Origin of the sequence: Planctomonas sp. JC2975, from assembly GCF_012985205.1 — a bacterium.
GTDB lineage: Bacteria > Actinomycetota > Actinomycetes > Actinomycetales > Microbacteriaceae > Humibacter.
This window is the reverse complement of sequence record NZ_JABEKS010000001.1, coordinates 2,268,642-2,291,547: the sequence shown is the minus strand read 5'-3', so window position 1 is coordinate 2,291,547 and position 22,906 is coordinate 2,268,642. Positions and strand designations below refer to the sequence as shown.

At 70.4% G+C, this 22,906-nt stretch carries 26 protein-coding genes; 17 read left to right on the top strand and 9 right to left on the bottom strand.

Annotated elements, in window-relative coordinates:
- Window positions 1-44: 44 nt before the first annotated feature.
- Window positions 45-1,004 carry a LysR family transcriptional regulator gene (locus tag HII28_RS10355; RefSeq protein ID WP_170025325.1) on the bottom strand — a complete coding sequence of 320 codons (960 nt, stop codon included), beginning with the start codon at window positions 1,002-1,004 and terminating at the stop codon, window positions 45-47.
- Window positions 1,005-1,071: 67 nt separating this feature from the next.
- On the opposite strand from HII28_RS10355, the gene HII28_RS10350 reads away from it, so the two are divergent.
- Window positions 1,072-2,181 (top strand): putative sulfate exporter family transporter, encoded by a 1,110-nt coding sequence (locus HII28_RS10350; RefSeq protein WP_240977323.1) that lies wholly within the window; start codon window positions 1,072-1,074, stop codon window positions 2,179-2,181.
- 55 nt (window positions 2,182-2,236) lie between these two features.
- A complete protein-coding gene (locus HII28_RS10345) occupies window positions 2,237-2,746 on the top strand; it encodes a DUF3151 family protein (RefSeq protein ID WP_170025324.1) in 510 nt (169 codons plus the stop codon).
- A gap of 81 nt (window positions 2,747-2,827) precedes the next feature.
- On the opposite strand, the gene HII28_RS10340 is transcribed toward HII28_RS10345, so the two are convergent.
- A complete protein-coding gene (locus HII28_RS10340) occupies window positions 2,828-3,592 on the bottom strand; it encodes a Clp protease N-terminal domain-containing protein (protein ID WP_170025323.1) in 765 nt (254 codons plus the stop codon).
- A gap of 80 nt (window positions 3,593-3,672) precedes the next feature.
- On the opposite strand from HII28_RS10340, the gene HII28_RS10335 reads away from it, so the two are divergent.
- The 3 genes from HII28_RS10335 to HII28_RS10325 all read left to right on the top strand — a co-directional run bounded on the left by HII28_RS10335 (window position 3,673) and on the right by HII28_RS10325 (window position 7,026).
- A complete protein-coding gene (locus tag HII28_RS10335) occupies window positions 3,673-4,485 on the top strand; it encodes an alpha/beta fold hydrolase (RefSeq protein ID WP_170025322.1) in 813 nt (270 codons plus the stop codon).
- Window positions 4,486-4,754: 269 nt separating this feature from the next.
- A complete protein-coding gene (locus HII28_RS10330) occupies window positions 4,755-6,041 on the top strand; it encodes an adenylosuccinate synthase (RefSeq protein ID WP_170025321.1) in 1,287 nt (428 codons plus the stop codon).
- A 163-nt stretch (window positions 6,042-6,204) separates the two neighbouring features.
- Window positions 6,205-7,026, top strand: a complete 822-nt coding sequence (locus HII28_RS10325) for a phosphatase PAP2 family protein (RefSeq protein ID WP_170025320.1) — start codon at window positions 6,205-6,207, stop codon at window positions 7,024-7,026.
- A 25-nt stretch (window positions 7,027-7,051) separates the two neighbouring features.
- On the opposite strand, the gene HII28_RS10320 is transcribed toward HII28_RS10325, so the two are convergent.
- The gene (locus tag HII28_RS10320) at window positions 7,052-8,410 is read right to left on the bottom strand and encodes a citrate/2-methylcitrate synthase (protein WP_170025319.1); all 1,359 of its coding nucleotides are present in this window, start codon (window positions 8,408-8,410) and stop codon (window positions 7,052-7,054) included.
- A gap of 80 nt (window positions 8,411-8,490) precedes the next feature.
- On the opposite strand from HII28_RS10320, the gene HII28_RS10315 reads away from it, so the two are divergent.
- The 10 genes from HII28_RS10315 to HII28_RS10270 all read left to right on the top strand — a co-directional run bounded on the left by HII28_RS10315 (window position 8,491) and on the right by HII28_RS10270 (window position 17,115).
- A complete protein-coding gene (locus HII28_RS10315; RefSeq protein ID WP_170025318.1) occupies window positions 8,491-9,756 on the top strand; it encodes a citrate synthase in 1,266 nt (421 codons plus the stop codon).
- Between the two features lie 81 nt (window positions 9,757-9,837).
- Entirely contained in the window at window positions 9,838-10,266 is a 429-nt protein-coding gene (locus HII28_RS10310; protein ID WP_170025317.1) for a hypothetical protein, read from the top strand.
- A 10-nt stretch (window positions 10,267-10,276) separates the two neighbouring features.
- Window positions 10,277-11,395, top strand: a complete 1,119-nt coding sequence (locus HII28_RS10305) for a sensor histidine kinase (protein ID WP_170025316.1) — start codon at window positions 10,277-10,279, stop codon at window positions 11,393-11,395.
- A complete protein-coding gene (locus HII28_RS10300; protein WP_346769265.1) occupies window positions 11,392-12,072 on the top strand; it encodes a response regulator transcription factor in 681 nt (226 codons plus the stop codon). The genes HII28_RS10305 and HII28_RS10300 overlap by 4 nt, the downstream gene beginning before the upstream one ends.
- Window positions 12,073-12,137: 65 nt before the next feature.
- Window positions 12,138-13,148, top strand: coding sequence for a beta-propeller fold lactonase family protein (locus HII28_RS10295; protein ID WP_170025315.1), 1,011 nt, complete (start codon window positions 12,138-12,140; stop codon window positions 13,146-13,148).
- A gap of 127 nt (window positions 13,149-13,275) precedes the next feature.
- Entirely contained in the window at window positions 13,276-14,016 is a 741-nt protein-coding gene (locus tag HII28_RS10290; protein WP_170025314.1) for an ABC transporter ATP-binding protein, read from the top strand.
- The gene (locus HII28_RS10285; RefSeq protein WP_170025313.1) at window positions 14,013-15,353 is read left to right on the top strand and encodes an FtsX-like permease family protein; all 1,341 of its coding nucleotides are present in this window, start codon (window positions 14,013-14,015) and stop codon (window positions 15,351-15,353) included. Before HII28_RS10290 ends, HII28_RS10285 begins: the two co-directional genes overlap by 4 nt.
- A gap of 256 nt (window positions 15,354-15,609) precedes the next feature.
- On the top strand, window positions 15,610-16,032 hold the full coding sequence (locus HII28_RS10280) for a globin family protein (protein ID WP_170025312.1): 423 nt from the start codon (window positions 15,610-15,612) through the stop codon (window positions 16,030-16,032).
- 79 nt (window positions 16,033-16,111) lie between these two features.
- The gene (locus tag HII28_RS10275; protein ID WP_170025311.1) at window positions 16,112-16,675 is read left to right on the top strand and encodes a MogA/MoaB family molybdenum cofactor biosynthesis protein; all 564 of its coding nucleotides are present in this window, start codon (window positions 16,112-16,114) and stop codon (window positions 16,673-16,675) included.
- The gene (locus HII28_RS10270) at window positions 16,675-17,115 is read left to right on the top strand and encodes a molybdenum cofactor biosynthesis protein MoaE (RefSeq protein WP_170025310.1); all 441 of its coding nucleotides are present in this window, start codon (window positions 16,675-16,677) and stop codon (window positions 17,113-17,115) included. Before HII28_RS10275 ends, HII28_RS10270 begins: the two co-directional genes overlap by 1 nt.
- A 50-nt stretch (window positions 17,116-17,165) precedes the next feature.
- Here the strand turns inward: HII28_RS10270 and HII28_RS10265 are convergent, their stop codons facing one another.
- The 5 genes from HII28_RS10265 to HII28_RS10245 all read right to left on the bottom strand — a co-directional run bounded on the left by HII28_RS10265 (window position 17,166) and on the right by HII28_RS10245 (window position 20,927).
- Window positions 17,166-17,402, bottom strand: coding sequence for a MoaD/ThiS family protein (locus HII28_RS10265; protein ID WP_170025309.1), 237 nt, complete (start codon window positions 17,400-17,402; stop codon window positions 17,166-17,168).
- Window positions 17,399-17,686 (bottom strand): DUF6457 domain-containing protein, encoded by a 288-nt coding sequence (locus HII28_RS10260; RefSeq protein ID WP_170025308.1) that lies wholly within the window; start codon window positions 17,684-17,686, stop codon window positions 17,399-17,401. The genes HII28_RS10265 and HII28_RS10260 overlap by 4 nt, the downstream gene beginning before the upstream one ends.
- Before the next feature lie 78 nt (window positions 17,687-17,764).
- Window positions 17,765-18,244 carry a cyclic pyranopterin monophosphate synthase MoaC gene (gene moaC / locus HII28_RS10255; protein ID WP_170025307.1) on the bottom strand — a complete coding sequence of 160 codons (480 nt, stop codon included), beginning with the start codon at window positions 18,242-18,244 and terminating at the stop codon, window positions 17,765-17,767.
- Window positions 18,241-19,530 (bottom strand): gephyrin-like molybdotransferase Glp, encoded by a 1,290-nt coding sequence (gene glp / locus HII28_RS10250; RefSeq protein WP_170025306.1) that lies wholly within the window; start codon window positions 19,528-19,530, stop codon window positions 18,241-18,243. Before glp ends, moaC begins: the two co-directional genes overlap by 4 nt.
- Complete coding sequence (locus HII28_RS10245) at window positions 19,527-20,927, bottom strand: ThiF family adenylyltransferase (RefSeq protein ID WP_170025305.1); 1,401 nt, start codon at window positions 20,925-20,927, stop codon at window positions 19,527-19,529. The genes glp and HII28_RS10245 overlap by 4 nt, the downstream gene beginning before the upstream one ends.
- Before the next feature lie 107 nt (window positions 20,928-21,034).
- On the opposite strand from HII28_RS10245, the gene HII28_RS10240 reads away from it, so the two are divergent.
- Both HII28_RS10240 and HII28_RS10235 read left to right on the top strand, forming a co-directional pair.
- Window positions 21,035-21,361 (top strand): chorismate mutase, encoded by a 327-nt coding sequence (locus HII28_RS10240; RefSeq protein ID WP_170025304.1) that lies wholly within the window; start codon window positions 21,035-21,037, stop codon window positions 21,359-21,361.
- Between the two features lie 22 nt (window positions 21,362-21,383).
- A complete protein-coding gene (locus tag HII28_RS10235; RefSeq protein ID WP_170025303.1) occupies window positions 21,384-22,310 on the top strand; it encodes an SDR family NAD(P)-dependent oxidoreductase in 927 nt (308 codons plus the stop codon).
- Between the two features lie 72 nt (window positions 22,311-22,382).
- Here HII28_RS10235 and soxR read toward each other — a convergent pair whose 3' ends face one another.
- Window positions 22,383-22,886 (bottom strand): redox-sensitive transcriptional activator SoxR, encoded by a 504-nt coding sequence (gene soxR, locus HII28_RS10230; protein ID WP_170025302.1) that lies wholly within the window; start codon window positions 22,884-22,886, stop codon window positions 22,383-22,385.
- Between the last annotated feature and the right edge of the window lie 20 nt (window positions 22,887-22,906).

Sequence of the window (22,906 nt, the reverse complement as noted above, 5' to 3'; positions counted from 1 at the left end):
GAGACGACCAACCACGAGAGCCGGACCGTTCCCTGAAGCCGCCGCTAGGCGGCCAGCCGTCGGCGCGCGATGCGTACGAGCTCCGCGGCCGTCGCGTGCAGGGTCGCGGCATCCGTCCAGACCGCGTGGATCGAGCGCGCGAGGTCGAGGCCGTGCAGGGGAACCTCGACGAGGTCTCCGCTGCGCACCGCGGATTCGACGGCGAGCTCGCTGAGCACCGCTGCCCCAGCTCCGCTCGCCACGGCGACGCGCACTGCGGCGTTGCTCGTGAGCTCCAGTGCCGGAACCGGACGCTGGTAGTGCGCGAGCGCATCCTCCAGCGTGTTCCTGGTGCCGGATCCGGCCTCGCGCACGACCAGCGGTGTCGCCGCGAGTTCCGCGGGCCCGAGGGGTCGCGTCCGCTTCGCCCAGGGATGCGATGGCGCCACCACGACGACGAGCCGGTCGTGCGCGACGGTCATGCGTCGCACATCCCGAGGGATGCGCGGCGTCTCGACGAACCCGACATCGGCCCGCTCGGCCCTCACCAGGTCGAACACCTCCGACGAGTTGTGCACGAGGAGCCCGACGTCGAGGTCGGGGTACTCGCGACGCAGCGCCGTCAGCCACACCGGGATGAGGTGCTCAGCGACCGTGAGACTCGCCGCCACGGTCAGATGGGAGTTCTGTTCGCGGCGCAGTGCGTCGACGGCGGTGCGGAGGCGAGTGGCGGCATCCAGGACTCCGCTCGCCCAGTCGACGACGACGTCGCCATCGGCGGTGAGCCGCGAGCCCCGCGGCGACCGCTCGAGCACGCGCACCCCCAGGCTCTTCTCCCAGGCGGCGACGGCTCGGGATGCGTTCGGCTGCGCCATTCCGACGGCTCGGGCGCCTGCGCTGAGACTTCCGTGCTCCGAGACGGCGACGAGCAGCTCGAGCACGGCGAGGTCGGGCCAACGCTCGGCTCCGCGGAACCGCTGCACCTCGCCGGACGCACTCACCTGGCCACCGCCATTGCTTGCCATATCGAAATGATATGTCGTCATGCGGATCCGGCGTCTACCGCGCTCCGATGCGCCGACGGAGGCTGGAATGGTGACCCGAACCACACCACTTGCCGCACCGCCCAGAGAGGCGTCGGCGCCCGCGTCCGCACGCCGGAAGCGAGTGACGCTGCCGCCGTCCAGTGCTCTGCAGGCGATGCCTGTCACGCTGTGGCGCGGCACGTTGCGGGTCGCCCCAGGGCTCGCCGTCTGCGCCGTCGCCGTGGCGATCGCGCTGGTCGTGGCATCCCTCGTTCCTGTGATGAGCGCGACGCTGATCGCGATCATCCTCGGCGTGCTCGTGCGGAACACGCTCCCCGTGCCGTCGGTGCTGGAGGCAGGGCTCGCATTCGCCGCCAAGAAGCTGCTGCGGCTCGGCATCGTGCTGCTCGGATTGCAGCTCGTTCTCGGCGACATCCTGGGGCTCGGGTGGGGCGTCATCCTGCTCGTCGTCGCGGTGGTCGGCATCGGCTTCGGCGGCACCCTGCTGATCGGCAAGTGGCTCGGGGTGCCGTTCACGCAGCGCATCCTCATCGCGGGCGGATTCTCCATCTGCGGTGCCGCGGCAGTTGCAGCGGTCGACGGCGTCATCCAGACGGACAAAGACGAAGAGGTCGTCACAGCCGTGGCCCTGGTCGTCGTGTTCGGAACGCTGATGATCCCCTTCATCCCGTTCGTCAGCTCGCTGCTCGGATTCGGCAGCACGCAAGCCGGCCTCTGGGCGGGCGCATCGACGCACGAGGTCGCTCAGGTCGTCGCGGCGGGTGGCATCATCGGGGGCGGCGCGCTCGCCGTGGCCGTCGTCGTCAAGCTGGCGCGGGTGCTGCTCCTCGCCCCGATGATGGCGATCGTCTCGGTGGTGCAGCTTCGTCGAAGCGGGGCGGATGCCGCGGGCAAGCGTCCGCCGATCATCCCGCTCTTCGTGCTCGCCTTCGTCGTCATGGTGGTGCTGCGCTCGGTCGGAATCGTGCCTGAGCCCGTGCTCGATGCGGCCAAGACGGCGCAGGGCGCCCTGCTCGCCGCCGCGATGTTCGCGCTGGGAGCAGGGGTGGACATCCGCAAGCTCGTCAAGGTCGGTGGCCGGCCGTTGCTGCTCGCGGTGCTCGCAACCGTGCTCGTGGCGACCATCGGCCTGACCGGCGCCCTCCTGCTGGGCTGAGCCTTGCCGGCGCACGCCTTCAGGAACCGCGCAGCGCTCTGACTACCATGGCCGTATGACCGCCGACGCCCAGAGTTCCGACAACGCCATCCGCCTTCCCGTCGAGCGCGATGCGGTCATCGAACTCCTCGACGCAGGCGGAGAGCCGCGCGTGCTGAAGCTCGTGGTGGCGAGGTACCCGCACTCGAGCCTCGCCTGGGCGAAGCTCGCCGACGCCGTCTACGATCCGGATGCCCCGCTCGAGTCCTACGCGTACGCCCTCGTCGGCTACCACCGGGGCACGGAGGCACTCGAGCAAGCAGCAGATGGGGACCAGGCTGCAACGGGCAACCCCTCGGTTCCGTGGTCGCACGAGCCGAACCGCGGCTATCTGCGATCGATCTACGTGCTCTCCCGAGCTGCGGATGCCCTGGGCGAAGCCGACGAGGCGGCGCGCTTCGCGGAATTGCTCAAGCGCCTCGACCCGACAGCGGCGACCGAGATCGAGGCCTCGCGTACCGCTCCCATCCCCGTGCACCACCCGGCGCCGCCGACGGAGTCCATCGTCATCCGCGGTGAGGACTGAGGGGCGCCGGGCTCGCTGCCAGTACGCACGGCCGTAACACCGCTGCGCACCGCCCCGGAGCCGGCGGCCAGGGCCCCGAGCTCATTCAGAGGACGTCGCGTCTCGCGCCACCTTCAGCGTCTTCATGATCGCTTCGAGCTTCGCCTCGACGGCCGCGCTGAGACGGTCGGAATCAAGGCCGAGGGCGGCGAGCGGTTCGACGGTCGGCCCCTCGGACGACGCCGACAGCAGCAGGTGCTCCGTGCCGATGTAGTTGTGCCCGTAGTGGAGGGCGACGTCCAGCGCGTGTGCGAGGAGGCGCTTCGCCGCGTCGCCGAACCGCACAGCTTCCTCGCCGTCGGGCGGTGAGGCCTTTGCGGGCTTCTCGAGTCGGTCGGACGGAACGTTCATCGCGGCCAGGAGTGCGTCATCCGTCACGCCGAGCTCATGGATGACGACGGCCGCAACGGCCTCCGGCTCGGTGAGCAGCGCCGCCACCAGGTGTCGCGGCTCGACCTCGCCGTCGTCGACCATGCTTCGCGCGGCAACCAGCACGCTGCGGGCGCGCTGCGTGAAGCGCTGCAAGGGAGCGGATGACGGGGCCGGGAGTCCGTACTCCTGCGCCTTGGCGACGAACCGCTTCTGCGCGGCCTGTTTCGTGACGCCCATGCTCTCGCCGATCTGGGTCCAGGATGCGCCGGAGCGGCGCGCCTGGTCGACGAAGTATCCGATCAGGGCGTCCGCCTGGCCCTGCACCCGGTTCGAGATCGTGACGGCGTCGGAGAGGTGACGAAGCGGATCGGCGTCCGCGTGGAGGGCTTCGACGAACGCGATGAGGTTGTCGAGTGAAACGGGGAAATCAGCCATGCGTCAACTCTAGGTTGACGCGCGCCTGCCGTCAACCACAGGTTGACGGCATTGTGGTTGCAGCGGTGGACAATGAGTCGGTGACGGACAACACGGAACCCCAGCAGGTCGAGACCCGGTGGGTCACCACGGAAGCCGGCGATCGGGTGGCGTACGAGGTGCGGGGCGAAGGGCGTCCGGTGATCTTCATCGCAGGCGCCGGTCCCTACCGGGCGTCGGATCCCACTCCCGCGATCACGGCGGATCTCATGGCGGAGCGGGGTATCAGCACCATCCTGTACGACCGGGTCGGACGGGGCGAGAGCGTGGCTGATGGCACGCTCACCCTGGATCGCGAGCTGTCGGCCATCGCTGCACTGATCGACGTCTCCGGCGGACACGCCGTGCTCTGGGGGCAGTCATCGGGGAGCGTGCTGGCGCTGAGAGCCGCCGTCGACGGGCTGGCCGTGGACGGACTCGCGCTCTGGGAGGCCCCCGTGCAGCAGAGCGACGACACGACGGCCTGGGCCCGTGGATTCGGCGAACTCATCGACGCCGGCGACCTCCTCGGTGCCCTCCAGCACTACATGAAGGACCTGCCGCCCGAGCGGCTCGAACAGCTCAAGGCCTCGCCGCGGTTCGAGGAGATCCTCGCGACCGTCCCGTCCCAGCGTTCCGACGCCGACGCCATCGCCTGGGCGGGTGAGGCGATCCCCGCCGGCCGCTTCGCGGACATCACGGTGCCGGTGCTGGCCATGACGGGCGTCGTCACGCGGCCTGCCATGGCGGCATCCGCGTCCGCCATCGCATCCGCCGTGCCCAACGGTCGCGCGGTGACCGTTGGTGGCGCCAGGCATCGCTGGGAACCGGATGCCATGGCATCCGCCGTCGCCGACTTCGCTTCTTCCCTGTAGGGCGCACCTTTCCCCGTTGCCTCGAGACTTCGCGACGTCGCGTCCACAGCCGGCCCCTCTGTGCCGGTACGGGAGCGCAGGCGGGCGTGCCGGGCGCAGGAGTGAGTCGTACGGCCAGACCCCGGTAGGCTGGACTGGCTGTTCTCTCGCTGGTGCGAACGCGCCACGAGGCGGCGGCGTGGACGGCGCCGAACGCAACGGCGCACCCTCCCGACTGCGGCGCGCCGTGTGGAGACCGGCGCGCGAAAAAGGACAGAGAGCAGGTCAGCATGCCCGCAACAGTCATCGTCGGTGCTCAGTGGGGCGACGAGGGTAAAGGCAAAGCCACCGATCTTCTGGGTGGTCGTATCGACTACGTCGTCAAGTTCAACGGCGGCAACAACGCCGGTCACACGGTGGTCATCGGCGACGCGAAGTTCGCGCTGCACCTGCTGCCGTCCGGCATCCTGACCGAGGGCGTCACTCCGGTCATCGGCAACGGCGTCGTCGTCGACCTCGAGGTGCTGTTCGAGGAGCTGGACGGGCTGGTCGCCAGGGGAATCGACGTGTCGCGCCTTGTCATCTCCTCCAACGCGCACATCATCACGCAGTACCACCGCACCATGGACAAGGTGACCGAGCGCTTCCTCGGCAAGCGCCAGATCGGCACAACGGGCCGGGGTATCGGACCGACGTACGCCGACAAGATCAACCGGGTGGGCATCCGCGTTCAGGATCTCTTCGACGAGGGCATCCTGCGCCAGAAGGTCGAGGGCGCGCTCGACCAGAAGAACCACTTGCTGCTGAAGGTCTACAACCGTCGGGCGATCACGGTCGACGAGGTCGTCGACGATCTGCTTTCGTACGTGGAGCGGGTTCGTCCGATGGTCGCCGACACGTCGCTGCTGCTGAACAATGCGCTCGACGACGGCAAGCAGGTGCTCTTCGAGGCGGGTCAGGCGACCATGCTCGATGTCGACCACGGCACGTATCCGTTCGTCACGTCGTCGTCGTCCACGGCGGGCGGCGCCGCGACCGGATCCGGTGTGGGTCCGAACCGCATCGAGCGGGTGATCGCGATCGTGAAGGCGTATACGACGCGTGTCGGCGCCGGTCCGTTCCCGACGGAGCTCGACGACGAGCAGGGCGAGTGGCTTCGGCAGCGCGGCGCCGAGTTCGGCACCACGACCGGGCGTCCGCGTCGCACCGGCTGGTACGACGCCCCGATCGCCCGCTACGCCACGCGGGTCAACGGCGTGACGGACTTCGTGCTCACCAAGCTCGACACCCTCACAGGGCTGGAGCGCATCCCGGTATGCGTCGCGTACGACGTGGACGGCGTGCGCTTCGATGAGGTGCCGTCCTCCCAGACGGACTTCCACCACGCCGTGCCGATCTACGAGGAGTTCCCGGGCTGGAGCGAGGACATCCAGGGTGTCCGCAACTTCGAAGACCTGCCGCAGAACGCGCAGGACTACGTGCTCGCACTGGAGCGGATGAGCGGATCCCGCATCTCGGCGATCGGCGTCGGCCCTGCCCGAGATGCCATCGTCGTTCGACACGACCTGATCGACTGAGAGACTGGTCGGCTGAGGCGGCCGGCTGCACTCTTGCTGCGCGGATCACCGGACGGTCTGCAGAGCCGGAGCCGGCATCCGCTCGGCTCGGCCGTCATCGCCGCCACGCCAGTCGGAGGCCGTTCCCAGCCCGCCCATGAGTCGCGATACGAGGATTGGACCCGTGAACCGCACGCCACGCATCAGCACCTTCTTGTGGTGCGCGGCCGGGCTGATCGCGGCGTTCGTCGCCGTGTACCTGTTCTTCGTGCGCACATACACGGGACAGATCGTGGACGAGCGGGCCTTCAACGGCGCTGCGGATCAGCACAGCGGGTTCGTCGCCGTCTCTGAGGCGTTCCTCACGATCGAGCCGTATCTCGCGCTGGGGCTCGGTGCGGTGCTGACCGTGGTGATCGCCCTGATCGGCCGCCGCTACCGGCATCTCGTGGTCGCGGTGGTCGCCGTCGGCGCCGCGACGGCTCTGGCCGAGCTCTCCAAGTACCTGTTCCTCAGCCGTCCGGAGACCGGCGCGACGAACGTCTTCGACAATTCATTCCCGTCAGGGCATACGACGGTCGCGGCGGCTGCTGCGTTCGCGGTCTTCCTGGTCACCGCACCGCAATGGCGCCATCTGGCCGCTGTGCTGGGTGGCGGATTCGCCGTGCTGACGGGAGTGCTCGCGCTCATCAGTCAGTGGCACAGACCCAGTGACGTCGTCGCAGCGTACTTGCTCGTAGCGGCATGCGGATGCCTCGGAGGCGCCGTCCTCGTTGCCTGGGGCGTTCCACCCGTGACGCGATCGTGCAGGGGACTCCAGCCGCTCTGGTGGATCGCCGGCATCAGCGCACTGGTGTCCCTCATCGCGTTCGTGGTGATCTACGCCACGACCGAGCAGCACGGGCGTCACCTCGAGGTGGCGTACATCGGCGGGAGCTTCGGGATCGTGGCGGCCGGAGCCGCCTTGACCGCCGCGGGCAACCGCCTGTTCCGACACGTGGGGTGACCCGGGTCTCGGCCGTCGTGATCCCTCAGGGTGCCGAGGTCGCAGGCGCGTAGCGCGACGAGGGGCGGATGATCTTGCGGTCCCGTGCCTGCTCGAGCACGTGGGCCGTCCATCCGATGACGCGCGCCATCGCGAACGTCGGCGTGAACATCTCGCGCGGGATCCCGCACTGCTCGAGCACGACCGCCGCGTAGAACTCCACGTTCGTGTGCAGGTCGCGGCCCGGCTTGTGCTGAGCGAGAAGGCGCTCCGCCGTCTGCTCGTACTCGACCGCGAGCTCCACCCGAGGGCCGCCGAAGTCGAGCGCGATCCGCCGCAGGAGGCGCGAACGCGGATCCGCGGTGCGATACACGGCGTGGCCGAATCCCATCAGGCGACGTCCGGCCGCGAGCTCGCCGCGCACATAGCGCTCGATGGCGTCGGCCCTGGATCCGTCGACCGATCCGTCCAGCTCGCCTGCCACGGCGTCCAGCGCGTCGAGCGCCCGGCTCGGGGCGCCGCCGTGCAGCGGTCCGGAGAGGGCTCCCAGTCCGCCGACGATGCACGAGGCCATGTCCGCGCCCGTGGATGCGATGACCCGCGTCGTGAACGTCGACGCGTTGAATCCGTGGTCGAGCGTGGCGACGAGGTAGGCGCTCAGGGCGTGGACGGCGCGCTCGTCCGGCTCGCGATCCGTCACCAGCCGCAGGTACTCGGCGACGGCGCCCTGTGCCGTTCCGTGCCGGTCCGCCTCGCTCTGCGGGTCCGATTCGGTGCGCCGCATCGGCTCAGGGACGAACGGGTCGAGCCCGCGAGACGCGCGATGGAATGCCGCCAGGATGCTGGGCACCACCGCGCCCACCACGAGCGCCTCCTCGACGCGGGCCGCCTCATCCAGGTCGTACAGCGGCGCGGCATCGCGCACGGCGGCGAGCACCGGCAGCGTCGCCTGCAGTCCGCGGAGCGGGTCGATCACGGATGACGGCTCTCGCGGGTCGGCCAGGGACTCCAGGAACGCCAGCACCGCAGCGGGCGGCGTGCGCAGGGCGGCGACGCGATCGCGGAAGGCAGCGGCGGCATCCGCTTCGGGAAGCGTGCCGAGCACCAGCAGCTGCCAGGCTGCCTCGAAGTCGCCGGCAGCCGCCAGCTCGATGGCGTCGTGGCCGCGGTAGTGATACCGACCCTCGGTGCCGAGCACATCGCCGATCGACGTCTCCGCGACGACGACACCGGCCAGGCCGCGCGGAACGACGACAGGCGCCACGGCTGCGGGGGCGGGGGTGCCCGACCGGACCGCGGCGGAAGCTGAGGTGGCCGATGCGGTTGCTGCAGGTCCAGGGCCGGGCGTCGCCGCGGGGCGACTCGAGGTGGACGACGCGATCGCGCCCGGTGTGGTGGGGGACATGGCGGACTCCTTACTGATGTCTCCAGAGTGCGACTTGATCACTGTTCCGTCAACGTTGATCAAATCAATATGATGGGACCATGGACGCCGCACTGCCGCGCCTCACCGCGGCCCAGGCCGCCGCTCGCCTTGGCGTCAAGCCGCAGACGCTCTACGCGTACGTCTCTCGCGGACTCCTCACTCGCGACCGCGACGCGAGCGGATCGTCGTTCGACCCGCTGGAGATCGAGGCGTTCGCGTCGTCCCGCCGTGCCGGCCCTGTCCGGCCGGCGGATGCAGCGGCGCCGGGCTCGCCGCTCATGGTCCTGGACACCGACATCGCGCTCATCGAGGATGGCGAGCTGTACCTCCGCGGGATCCCTGCCGCGGCCCTGGCCGTCGGCCACTCATACGAGGACATCGCGAGGTGGATCTGGAGCCCGGCGGCCGAGGCCGCCGACGGGCCCGGATCCGGTGCGCGGTTCGCCACCGATCCGATTGCCGTCCGGGCCGCACGCGCGGCCGTCTCGACACTGCCGGCAGAGGCCACAGCCCTCGATCGCATCCAGGTCGCCGTTCCGGTGCTGGGCGCTCTGGATCCGACCCGCCACGACCTCGGTGCGGATGCGGTGCGCGCGGCGGCCGAGCGCCTCATCGGCGGAGTCGTCGCGACCCTCACGACTGCACGCGACCCGTCGGCGGCAGCTGCGACGGATCACGACCGTCTTGCGGAGCTGCTGTGGCGCGCGCTCACGGGGCGAACGGCGACGGAGGTCGAGGCGCGTGTGCTGAGCGCGGCGCTCGTGCTCCTCGTGGACCACGATCTTGCGGTGTCGACGCTCGCGGCGCGGGCCGCGGCATCCGCTCGGGCGACGCCGTACGCGGTGGTGTCGAGCGGACTCGGTGCGCTCGACTCGGCGTTGCACGGAAACGCGAGCGGATCGGCTTCCGAGCTGATCGGCCTCGTGCTCGACGGAGCGGATGCCGGCACCGCCCTCGCCCGCACGCTCGCCCGCAGCGGTCGCCCGGCGCCCGGGTTCGGGCAGCCCCTCTACCCCGGGATCGACGCGCGGGCACGCATCCTGCTTCCGCTGGTCGCAGAACTGAACGGCGGTCCACGCGTGATCGATGCCGTGGATCGGCTCGCGGAGGAGGTGCGGGAGCGCACGGGGCGGCATCCGAATGTCGATCTGGCTCTGGCCGCCCTCACGACGGCGGCCGGCATGCCTGCGGATGCCGGCGCAGGGATCTTCGCCGTCGCGCGCTGCGCCGGATGGATCGCGCACGCTATCGACGAGTACGGGCAGCGTCCACTGCGGCTGCGACCGACCGGACGTTACGTGGGAACAGCGGCGACCGTGGATTGAGCCGGCGGCACCAACCGATCGGTGTCGAAGCCCAGCCGATCGGTCGATCCGCTGGGCGGCGCCGGTCGCGACGCTGGAGTCATGACCGAGACAGTCGAAACCACTTCAGACCAGGCGCGTCGACAGCGTGCCGCCCTCCGCCCCGTGCGCACGCTGCTCGCGGTGTACTTCGGCGTCAGCGCCGCGATGATCGTGGCGATCGGCGTGCTGTCCGCGCTCGGGAACGCCCAGGATCCCGCCGTCTGGATCCGCTGCTCCCTCGTGCTCGGCAGCGCGGCCGTGCTGCTGGCCATCATGGCGCGTGCCACGCGGGGATCGCGTTCGGCGCTGATCCGGCTCCGGATCATCACGCCGGTCGTGCTCGCCGCCATCATCGTGATCGTGTCCATTCCGGGCTTCCTGCCGGGATGGGTGCGCATCGAGCAGGGTCTGTGCGGCGCGATTCTGCTGCCGGCCGTCATCCTGCTCTTCCTCCCGCGCACGGCCGCCCTCTCCCGCCGCGAGGCGTAGGGTCGTCAGCGTGCTGCCCGACCCTCGCTGGCGAAAAGTGCTCGCGATCGAGCCCTACGTGGTTCTAGGGCTCCTCGTGATCGCCACGATCATCGTGGAGCGCGGACAACCGGACCGCCTGATCCCGACCCTCGTGCTGTGCGCAGCGACGGCCATCTGGGTGCTGGTCATGCGCACCCTGCCGACACCGTGGCGGGTCCATCCTGCCGGGATCGTCGTGTTCATGGTGGGCATGCTCGCCCTCAACTTCGCGCTCGTCCTGCTCAGCGGCTGGTTCGGGTTCCTGACGATCGCGACGTTCTCCTTCGCGTACTCGCTGTTCGAGTGGCCGTGGGAACTTCTCGCGGTGGGTGCGACGGCGGTGGTCGCAGGGGTCGCGCAGGCATCGAGCTTCGGCAACGATCCGGCGGGACTCGTCGGAAGAGTCGGCGTCATCGCCCTCAACGTCGTCGTCATGTGCGGGCTCTCCGTCGGGCTCAGGCTCGGCGAGAAGCGGCTGCAGGAGGCTGCTACCGAGAGCGAGCGGGCCAGGCTCGCACGCGAGATCCACGACACGCTCGCCCAGCGGTTCGCGGGCATCGTCACACAGCTTCAGGCGGGCGAGGAGGCGACGGATGACGAAGGCAGACGTCGTCACACCGACGCGGCCCTCACCCTCGCCCGTGACGGCCTCGCCGAGGCTCGGCGCTCCGTGAACGCCCTGCGTCCCGCGGCGCTCGACGCCGTTCGGCTGCCGGATGCGCTGCGGAACGTGGCGCGCGTCTGGACCGCTCGCACCGGAATCCAGGTGGATGTCAGCACTCACGGTGACGCTTCGGGTCTTCGGACCGATGCCGAGGTCGCACTTCTGCGTACCGCCCAGGAGGCGCTCGCGAACGTCGAACGCCACGCGTCGGCACGCAGAGTCGTGCTCACGCTGCGCTCGGATTCCAACGGCTCGAGGCTCGAGGTGCGCGACGACGGATGCGGCTTCGATCCCGGTGAGGGGCAGCGGCGCGAGATGGATCCGGAATCGGGCGGCTACGGGCTCGTCGCCATGCAGGAGCGCATCGAGTCCGTCGCGGGCGCGTTCGTCGTCGAGTCCCGCCCCGGGCACGGCACGGCGGTGCGGGCGCAGGTGCCGGCGTGAGCGGCGGGGCGGGTGCCGAAGCATCCGGTGCCGGCGTCGAGGAGTCAGCGACCGCGATCCGGTTGCTCGTGGTCGACGACCATCCGGTCGTGAGGGACGGGATCGTGGGGATGGTCGCCTCCGCGCCCGACGTCGAGGTGGTCGGCGAGGCATCCGACGGCGCGGAGGCCGTCGCGCAAGCACGCATGCTCGCGCCCGACGTCGTGCTCATGGACCTGCGGATGCCGGGCACCGACGGGGTCGCGGCGATCCGTGAGCTTGCGAGGCTGGGCATCCCGAGCCGGGTCGTCGTGCTGACGACGTTCGACTCGGATGCCGACGTACTGCCGGCCATCGAGGCCGGCGCCACCGGATACCTGCTGAAGGATGCGCCCCGAGAGGAGCTGCTCAGGGCCCTGCGCGCCGCGGTCGCGGGACACGCGGTGCTCGCGCCATCCGTCGCCTCGCGCCTCGTGGGTCGGGTGCGCACCGCGGATGCCGGGGTGCTGACCCCGCGGGAGCTCGAGGTGCTCGCACTGGTGGCCGAAGGTGCGACGAACCGTGCCGCAGGTGCCCGTCTGCACCTCAGTGAGGGCACAGTGAAGACGCACCTGCTCAGCGTCTACGCGAAGCTCGGCGTGAGCGACAGGGCGTCCGCCGTCGCCGAAGGGTTCCGTCGGGGGCTCCTCGGCGGCTGAGAGCCTGACGCGACTGCGGGACCGCGCGCGGCCCGATAGCTCGGCCGGTCCGGCACACTGGAGACATGACGACTTCGCTCTGGCTCGGAACGTACACGGCGGATTCCGGCGGTCACGGCCGCGGAATCGCGCGCGTCGCGCTCGCGGACGACGGGGCGATCGCGGGTATCCGCACCGCCGCAACGGTCGACTCGCCGTCGTTCGTCGCAACGCATCCGACGCTGCCCGTCGTCTACGTCGTCGAGGAGTTCGCACGTCGCATCGCGGCCTTCCGGGTGACGGATTCCGGCGAGCTCGCGCCGCTCGGAGACGCCTGGCCGGCCGGCGAGGCGGTGTGCCACGTCGCCGTGGCGCCGCACGGGCGGTACGCGGTGGCGACCTGCTGGGGCGACGGACGCGTCCTCGTCTACGAGCTCGACCGCACCGGCGTCATCGTGGGACAGACGGAGGTGCCGGCATCGGTCGATCCGTATCGCGACATCGCCGAGGAGCCGCGGCCGAGCCGCGCGCATTCGTCGATGTTCCTCCCCGACGGACGCATCCTCACCACGGATCTCGGTCACGACACTGTTCGCGTCTGGCGCGCAGAGGGTGCGGAGCTCGTTCCCGTCGCCGAGACGGTGCTGCCGTTCGGCAGCGGTCCGCGGCACATGGTGCGGCATCCCAGCGGTCACGTCTACGTCGTGACGGAGTACTCCATCGAGGTGGCTGTGCTCGATCCGGAGACGCTGGGGGTGACATCCGTGGTTCCGGCGGTGCTTCCGCATGACCGCAACGGCAACGCTGCCGCGCACATCTCGTTCGACGGCGATCGGCACGTGCACGTCACGGTGCGCAGCGCGAATGTCGTCGCCGTGCTCGAGGTGACGGATGCTGGTGCCCGCCTTGATCCGGTCGCGCAGGTCTCCTGCGGCGGCAACTGGCCCCGTCATCACCTCCAGGTCGACGACCGACTCTACGTCGCCAACCAGCTGAGCGAGGACATCGCCGTGTTCCGGCTCGACGACGGGATGCCCGTTCTCGAGACGACCGTGCAGACCGGCTCGCCCACGTGCCTGGTGCCTGTCGCCGACTGAGCTCGACCAGCGGTGCGCGACTCCACCTTCGGTCTCCTGATGCCTCATCCGCTCGACGGATGCCCTTCCCGCCGGTATCAACCCCACGCCTGACGCGCAGCGTGAAGGCGCGGGGGAGGCTGGACGCATGACCGTGATTCTCGAGGCTTCGGCCCTGACCAAGTCCTACGGTGACACCCACGCGCTCGCAGGGGTCACGCTCGACGTGCACGCCGGGGAGGCACTGGCGATCATGGGCGCATCCGGATCGGGCAAGTCGACGCTCCTGCACGTGCTGGCCGGCATCCTCACGCCCGACAGCGGATGGGTCGCCCTGCACGGCCCGACGGGCGCGGTGTCCGTCGGTGAGCTGGGCGACAGCGGCCGGTCGGCTCTGCGCAGGGAGTCGTTCGGGTTCGTCTTCCAGCAGGGACTGCTGATCCCGGAGCTGACAGCCATCGAGAACGCGGCCCTCCCGCTGATGCTGCGAGGCGTGCCGCGCGCGGAGGCGGAGCAGCGCGCGGCCCAGTGGCTCGCGGCGCTCGGCCTGGCGGGCCTCGAGCAGCGTCGCATCGGACAGCTCTCAGGAGGACAGGCCCAGCGCGTCGCCGTCGCACGCGCGCAGGTGATCGAACCTCTCGTGGTCTTCGCGGACGAGCCGACGGGCGCGCTCGACTCCGCGACGTCGTCCGAGGTGATGGATGCCCTCATCGGCTCGACCACAGGCCGCGGTCGCACGCTCGTCGTCGTCACGCACGACGAGGGCGTTGCCGCCCGCTGCAGTCGCGTGGTGCGGCTCCGCGACGGCCTCATCGTCGAGACGAGGTCGAAGGTGGCCGGAATGGACTACGTCGAGACCGCGCAGCGAGTCACGGAGGACGGTCGATGAAGACGCTCACCGTCGCCCGCCTGCTGGCGCGGCCAGGGGCATCCGGTCGCTCAGCGCTGCTGTTGCCGATCGTGGCCTTCAGCATCGCGACAGCGCTGCTGCTCATGACGCTCGCCGGTGCCATGTCGTTCTTCCGCTGGCACGACGAGATGGGCTTCACGTACCAGGTACTGGCGATCTTCGCGTCCGCTCTGCTCCTGGTGCCGCTGGCCTCGCTCGGCGGGGCTGCCGCGCGGCTCTCGGCGCGTCGGAGGGACGACCGGCTCGCGACCCTGCGCCTGCTCGGCGCGACCACCGCGTTCGTCGCGAGGCTCACCGTGCTCGAATCCATCGTGCTCGCGGTCGTCGGGGCTATCGGCGGCACCGTGCTCTATCTCGTGCTCACCCCGCTCGTCGGACTCATCCCGTTCCGGGGGCAGCCGATCGGCGCGTTCGCGCTGCTGCTCGATCCGCTCATCGTGCTCGCCGTCATCGTGGGCGTCGGCCTGCTCGCCGGCATCAGCGCTGCCATCGGACTGCGCGGCGTGATCGTGTCGCCGCTCGGGGTCCGCACCCGGCAGACGGCGCCCCGGCCGCGGTGGATCCGCGTCGTGATCGGCGCAGTGATCCTGGCGGCCGTGATCTTCTGCGTCGCCAACCAGAGCCTGCTGGGCGGGGTGCTCACGGTCATCCTCGTGCTGGCCGCGGCGTTCGTTGCGGCGAACGCGGTGTTGGGGCTCGTCGGCCCGTTCGTGATCCGCAAGTTCGCCCAGTCGGGGCTGCGTCACGCCACGACCGCTCAGCGGCTCATCGCCGCGCGCTCCGTGCTGGAGTCGCCGAAGGCGGCCTGGCGGCAGGTGGCAGGGGTGTCGATGACGTGCTTCATCGCTGTGTTCGCTGGAACGGCGCTCGCCATGGTCGGAGCCGTGAGCGCGGACCGCATGCCGCACGACCAGGCCGTGCTGATGGGCGACATCCGCACGGGCGTCTTCATCACGCTGGCGATCTCGTTCCTCATGGTGGCGTGCTCGGTGGGCGTGAGTCAGGCCTCCGCGATCTTGGACCGCCGCGACCTGTACGTCAGCCTCGACCGCCTCGGGATGCCGGTGAAGACCATGAACGGAGCCCGCGTCCGCGCCGTGCTGTCGCCGTTGCGCATCGTGACCATCGGATCCGCCGTCGTCGCCGTCGTCGTCGTGCTGCCGCTCGCCGGGATCGCCCTCGTGCTCGCCCCCGTGTCGCTGCTGATCATCGCCGTGAGCATCGCGGGCGGCATCCTGGTGGTGTGGCTCGGGCTGCTGGCCACTCGTCCGGTGCTCACCAGGGTGCTCGCAGAGCCGACGGTGGCGGCGGAGTAACGGCACGGCGGGGCGAGCACGCCTCGCCCGGCGTCCGGCGCACTTGTCCCTCGTGCGCGGGGCGCCGTAGTGTGTGTGGCGGTCCGCTCCGGCTCACGCACCACCTCCCCCGGGGTGAGCAGCCGGTCACACATCGTGATGCGCGGGCGAACAAGAGGCAACGGCGGCCTCGTGGCGTGAGGACGTCTGCGCGGCCGTGTGGAGCCCGCATCCGCAGCCGGGCGGATGCGAACGGAAACGAGATGAGGACCCCCTGATGAACAACGAACAAGTCGAACTCGTCCAGAGCAGCTTCGCGAAGGTGGCACCCATCGCCGACCAGGCGGCGATCATCTTCTACGACGAGCTGTTCCAGCGCGACCCGTCGCTGCGTCCGCTGTTCACCGAGGACATGACCGAGCAGCGCAAGAAGCTCATGACCATGCTCGGCATGGCCGTGAACGGCCTGAAGAACTGGGACTCGACGCAGCGCGTCGTCGCGAACCTCGGTGCCCGTCACGTGGGCTACGGCGTCAAGCCGGAGTACTACCCGACCGTCGGTGCTGCACTGCTTGCGACCCTGTCGAAGGGCCTCGGCGACGACTTCACTCCCGAGGTCGAAGAGGCGTGGACGGCTGCCTACACGGCGCTGTCCGGCACCATGATCGAGGCGGCAGCTGACAAGGCGGTCGCCGAGTAGGACGGCACGCTTTCACCGCTCCCCGGACTCCGTCGAGTCCGGGGAGCGGTTGCGGTTCCGGGCGGCCTAACGTTGAGTCATGACTGCCGAGTCCTCTGCAGCGGAGCCTCACCACGGTGAGGCCCACGCGGCGCGATCCACGCATGAGCACCGCGCCATCCGTGCGGCGGTCGTGACCGTGTCCGATCGTGCCCACAGCGGCGTGCGCCAGGACGAGCAGGGCCCGGTCATCGTGGCACGGCTGCGCGACGCCGGGTACGAGGTCGCCGACGCGACAGTGATCCCCGACGGAGCGGATGCCGTGACCGGCGGCCTCGAATCGCTCCTGCGGTCCGGTGCTCGCGTGGTGATCACCACCGGCGGCACCGGAGTGGGGCCGCGTGATCTGACGCCAGAAGGCACGCAGCCCGTGTTGACCCAGCACCTGCCGGGCGTCGCGGAGGCGCTGCGGCGGCGCGGGGCATCCGCAGTTCCGACAGCTGTCCTGTCCCGCGGCCTCGCCGGGATCGTACGACGAGACGGTGCACCGAGCGCTTTCGTCGTGAATCTCCCCGGCTCGTCCGGCGGGGTCGCCGACGGCCTTGACGTGCTGCTCCCGCTGCTTGCCCACCTGATCGACCAACTCGACGGAGGCGACCACTGATGGCCGTGCTGCGCGCGGAGATCTCCGCAGACCCCCTCGACCTCGCCGCGCACGTCGCCCTCGTCGAATCGCCGCAGATGGGCGCCGTCGCGACCTTCGTCGGCATCGTGCGCGATCACGATCCAGACGCCGCTGGCGTAGTCGTGGCGCTGGAGTACAGCGCGCATCCGGACGCGGCCCGCGTGCTCGCCGACCTGGCGGAGCGCGTGGCAGTCGGCGAACGAGCCGAGGTGCGGATCGCCGTGAGTCACCGCATCGGGCGGTTATCCGTCGGCGACGTCGCGATCGTGTGCGCTGTCGCGAGCGCACACAGGGGCGACGCGTTCGACGTGTGCAGGGAGCTCGTCGAGGCCGTCAAGCACGAGCTGCCGGTCTGGAAGAAGCAACTCGAGGCCGACGGCTCGCACAGCTGGGTCGGGCTGGGCGGGGTCTCTTCCTGATCTCCGGCTGCGTTCCGCGCAGCGGTGGCGGCCCAACCGGCGGTGGCGGCTCAGCCGCCTGCGAAGGGCGGCAGCACGTCCACGGTCGTGGCGTCCGACAGCGGATGCCACGGGTCGTCGACGCGCCTGCCGTCCACGAGCAGTGCGCAGCGGGTGAGCACCGCGCCCAGCGCAGGATGCGCCGTGAGCATCGCGCCCTGCAGCGCCCCAACGGATGCCACCGGCAGCTCCTCCTCGTCGCGTCCAGCGGCCTCTGCTGCCGCCGCGAAGTACCGCACCCGTGTCACTGAGGAGCCGTCCAGTTCTCGGCGACGGAGCTCGTCAGCGCGATGAGATCGGATGCCGTCCCCTTGCCAGACCCGACAGCGAGCCCGACGATGAACGCGGTGAGCGGCGCTGCCGGACGTGCGACTCCGTGCGCGACGGTGCTCGCCAACTGCAGCACGTCACCGATCGGCACGGACTCCTTCGGGATGCCGAGTTCCGCGGCGATGGCCGCCGTCCAGTCGTCGAGCGCCTCGGGCGGCAGCTTGCTCGACTGCTCGTCTTTCGGCTTCTGGTCGTTCGGCACGGGATCCTCCTGAGCTGAATCGGGTCTGTCGTCATCCTCCCACCGCGACCGCGCAGCGGGCTCGTGGCGGGATGCGTCTCAGCTCTCGCGTCGCCAGTCGCCCGACTTGCCGCCGGACTTCGCCTCGAGTCGCACGTCGTGGATCGACACATGCTTGTCGAGACCTTTGACCATGTCCACGATCGCCAGCGCCGCAACCGAGACGGCCGTGAACGCCTCCATCTCCACCCCGGTGCGGTCGGCGGTGCGGACGGTCGCGGTGATCGCCACGCCATCGTCGTCCACGTTCAGGTCGACGACAACGCCGTGCACGCCGATGACGTGCGCGAGCGGCAGCAGCTCGGCGGTGCGCTTCGCGGCCTGGATGCCGGCGATCCGCGCCACCGCGAGCACGTCGCCCTTCGGCACGGATCCGTCGCGCAGCGCAGCCACGACCGCAGGCGGACACGCCACGCGCCCCATCGCCGTCGCGCTGCGGATGGTCGGCTGCTTGGCCGTCACGTCCACCATGCGTGCGTTGCCGCTGCCGTCGAGGTGCGTGAAGGGTTGATCCGTCATGACGGCACCTCCATGACACTGAGCGCGTCGCCGACACGTACCTCGTCGACGTCCGCGGGCACCACCGCGTACCCCTCCGCCCGGCCGAGGCCGCCAGCGAGGTGCGATCCGGATCCGCCGTGCGTCGCGGGACGCACCCTGATGGCGGGATCACCGGATGCTTCCGCCTGCTCGGCTCCCGCCCTCTCGAACACGATCGGCATCACCTGAGCACGATCCGGAGGGCAGGTCCATCCGGTGGCGGCGAACGCTGTCACACGCCTGCGATGCACCTCGGATGCTCCCTGCATGCTCAGCAGGGCCGGTCGCACGAACATCTCGAACGACACGGCGACAGACACCGGATTGCCGGGAAGCGCGAACACCGGGGTGCCGTCGCCGATCGTGCCGAGTCCCTGCGGCTTGCCCGGCTGCATCGCGACCTGGTGGAAGCCCACTGTCGCTTCCAAAGGCGTGCCGCCCGAAGCCGAGCCCGAAGCGCTGAGCGTGTTCTTCACGACGTCGTAGGCTCCGACGCTCACGCCGCCGGAGAGCAGTACCGCGTCGACGCCGAGGTCGAGGCAGCTCTGAAGCTCGGCCGCGAGTTCGGACGGCTCATCCCCGACGTGCGCGATCCGCACCGCCAGTGCGCCGGCTTCGGCGACCAGCCCGGCCATCAGGAATGAGTTGGAGTCGGGGATCTGGCCGCGCTCGAGCGAGTCTCCCGGCTCACGGAGCTCGCTCCCGGTGGCGATCACGGCGATCCGGGGCGCTGGGCGAACGAGCACGCTGTTGTGACCGGCAGCCGCCGCTGCGGCGACGCGGTACGCGGTCAGGCGCACGCCGGCTTCCAGCACGGTGTCGCCTGCAGCGACATCCTCTCCCCGTCGGCGGATGTGGGCGGCGGGCCACGGCGCCGTCGACACCGCGACCACGTCGACGCCGCCATCCGTGTGTTCGAGCTGCACCACGGCATCCGCGTCGCTCGGGATGGGCGCACCGGTCATGATGCGCACGGTCTCGCCGCTGTCGATGCCTGGATCGAGCGCGCTGCCTGCCGGGATGTCTCCCGTCACCCGCAGCGTGACGGGAGCTGCCGGCGTTGCCTGCAGCACGTCGTCGCGGTGCACGGCGTAGCCGTCCATGGCCGAGTTGTCGAACACCGGGATGTCCAGCCGGCTCTCCAGCGTCTCCGCGAGCACGAGGCCGAGTGCGTCGCGCAGCGGGAGGCGTACGGGCGCGAGCGGAGTGACGATCGTGAGCGCGCGTTGCTGATGCGCCTCGATCGTGTCGAGGTGTGCCGTCACTGGGCCTCGTTCCAGCGCTTCATGCCGCCGGCGAGCACCGAGACGTCGGCGAATCCGAGCTCGGCAAGCGTCGATGCGGCGCGGCGCGCACGTGCCTCGGACTGGCAGTGCACCACGACGGGCAGCCGACGGTCCAGGTCGGCGACCGATGCCCGGTCGAGCAGCCCGACCGGGATCCCGATGGACCCTGGGATGCTCCGAGCCGCTCGTTCCGCCGGCTCGCGCACGTCGAGCAGCACGAGATCCGGACCGCCGGCCGCTCTGCTCGCGAGGCGTTCGGCCAGCTCGGCCACCTCGACGGTGCGATCGGCAGGGGCGACGTTGGCCGCTGCCTGCCGCGCGTCCTCGGATTCGCGGGACGGCGCATCCAGCGAGGTCGGGAAACTCTGCGTGACCCTGGCTCGCGAGCTCGCGTCGACCGCGGCCGAGTGCCAGATGGACGCTGAGACCGGCTCGGCCGGCACGGACCTGGTCGGGGGTTCGGCGCGCGACGGTTGTGGAGGCCCAGCAGGCGTTGGCTGGGGCGACCTGGCAGGCGTCGGCTGGGGGTATCCGTCAAGCGTCGGCTGACGGCCGGAGCCCTCGGCGACCCGCCTCGGCGGTGGTGTCACTCCCGAGATTGGCTCCTGGACGCGCCGCGCGGACCTCAGCGGCACCTCGCGGTAGGTGGCGCGCAGTGCATCCACCACGAGGATGCGTCCGAGCAACGGCGTGCCGGCGCCGGTGATGAGCTTCACGGCCTCCGCCGCCATGAGCGAGCCGACCTGCGCCGTGAGGGGGCCGAGCACGCCGGCCACCGAGCAGGTCGCCCCGTCGTCCGCAGGCGGAACGGGGAAGAGGTCCGTGAGGCGGACTCCGGGGGATCCGTCGTTCGGATTCGCCCAGAACACCGTCACCTGGGCGTCGAAGCCGAGGACGACCGCCCACACGAGCGGGATGCCGGCGGTGGCGGCAACGGCATCAGCCGCGTACCTCGTCGGGAAGTCGTCAGTGCCGTCCAGCACGATGTCGTAGTCCGCCAGAAGGTGCGGAGCGGTGAACTCGTCGAAGTGCTCGCGGTGACGGTAGACGCGGCATTCGGGGGCTATGCGGGCGATGGCATCCGCGGCGCTGTCCACCTTGGAACGGCCGACGTCAGGGACGCCGTGTGCGAGTTGGCGCTGCAGGTTCGACGCCTCGACCACGTCGTCGTCGACGATTCCCAGGGTTCCGACCCCGGCAGCGGCGAGGGCGAGCAGGGCGGGGCCGCCGAGTCCACCTGCGCCGAGCACGAGCACCCTGGCGTTCGCGAGACGGCGTTGACCCTCGTCCCCGATGGCCTGCAGGGTGAGCTGGCGTGCGGTGCGCTCGGACTCGGCCGGCGTCAGGGCACGGGCGGGCGTGACCAACGGCAGCATGCGTCAACGCTACCCCGGTGACCCCGCGTCACTCCCGGCGGCCACACCGTCGGAGACGCAGCCTTTCGGCGAATCTTGCCGCAAGGTCCAGCCGCTACCCTCGACTCATGCCCGAGAACGACCAGTCGGATGACCGCACCCGCGCGATCGAGACGTTGCACGGCATCCGCGAGAGCATCGACAACATCGACGCAGCGCTGATCCACCTGCTCGCCGAGCGGTTCAAGTTCACGCAGCGCGTCGGCGCGCTGAAGGCCGAGCACGGGCTGCCTGCCGCGGATCCGCAGCGCGAGCGCGACCAGATCCGCAGGCTGCGGGCGCTCGCCGAAGCCAGCCACCTCGATCCGGAGTTCGCCGAGAAATGGTTCAACTTCGTGGTCGCCGAGGTGATCCACCACCACGTGCAGGCGGGCGCGGCCCCCGCCTCCGAGTAGAACGAGGGGCGTCGCGTCGACCGTGACCGCTTTCACCATTCCGGACCAGACGGGCAAGACGGCCGTCGTCACCGGCGCCAACAAGGGCGTCGGGTTCTTCACCGCTGCGGCGCTCGCGGCAGCCGGAGCGGATGTCGTGCTGGCCTGCAGAGACACCTCACGAGCGGATGCCGCTGCGCGCGCCATTCGCGCACGGTGCGCTGCCGACGGGGTGACGGCATCCGTCGAGATCCTTCCGCTGGACATCGCGAGCCTGGCGAGCGTCGCCGATGCCGCAGAAGCCCTGGCGAGCCGCCACCGCATCGACATCGTCGTCGCGAATGCCGGGATGGTGCATCCGCCGCAGCACCGCGAGACGTCCGTCGACGGCAACGAGGTCGTGATCGCCACCAACCTGCTCGGACATTTCGCACTGCTGGCACGGCTGATGCCCGTGCTACGGCGCTCGCCAGGGGCCCGCGTCGTGAGCCTCGGCAGCGTGGTCACCCGGCTCAGCTCCTTCCTGGTCGACGACCTGCAGCTCGAACGCAACTACTCGTCGTGGCGGGCGTACGCGCAGTCGAAGATCGCCGTGGAGTCGTTCGGCTTCGAGTTGGACAGACGGATGCGCCGAGCCGAACTCGACGCCAGCAGCGTCGTCGCGCATCCCGGCTACTCGATCAGCGGCCGAACGCCGCGCATCCCTGGCGTCAACGAGCCGTCGCGCGGCACCGTGTTCGCCGATTCGCTGCAGGCTCCGTTCACGCAGAGCAAGGAGCGCGGAGCCCGGCCGGTGCTCGCAGCGGCCACCAGAGCGGATGCCCCTGGCGGCTCGTACTGGGGCCCGAGGTGGCGCGCGAAGGGCGACCCGTCGCGGCAGGATCCGACGGCCACCGTCGCCGATCCCGCGATCGCGCGGCGCGTGTGGTCCTTCGCGGAGTCGGCGACCGGGATCCGCTTCGAGGTGTGAGGGCGGGGCACACCGTGACGGGCGGTGTGTGACGCCGGCCGGCTTCGACGGGCTCGACCGGCAGGGTGTCCCTCAATCGGCGGTATGCGTGAGCTCGGAGTCCGCGTCCGCATCCGCGTCGTCCCAGCGGCGGGGGCCTGTGCCGTCGCCCGTGTCGCCGAGGGAGTCGTCGGGGTTCTGCAGCGAGCAGGTGCGCAGGCTGAGGCATCCGCATCCGATGCAACCGGTGAGGTCGTTGCGCAGGTGCTCGAGCGCTGCGATGCGTGCGTCGAGGGCCTCTCGCCAGTGCGAGGAGAGCCGTGCCCAGTCGCGTTTGGTCGGAGTGCGGCCCTCAGGCAGCGAATCCAGAGCGTCGCGGATCTCGCCGAGCGGCACCCCGACCCGCTGCGACACGCGGATGAACGCCACGCGCCGCAGCATGTCGCGCCGGTACCGTCGCTGGTTGCCCGCGGTGCGCTCGCTCGAGATGAGGCCCTTGCGCTCGTAGAAGTGCAGCGCGGAAACCGCGACGCCGCTGCGTTCCGAGAGCTCGCCGACGCTCAGCTCGCGGTGCGTTCCGCCCGTGATCTGGGGCATGGGCCAGCCTCCTCCATTCA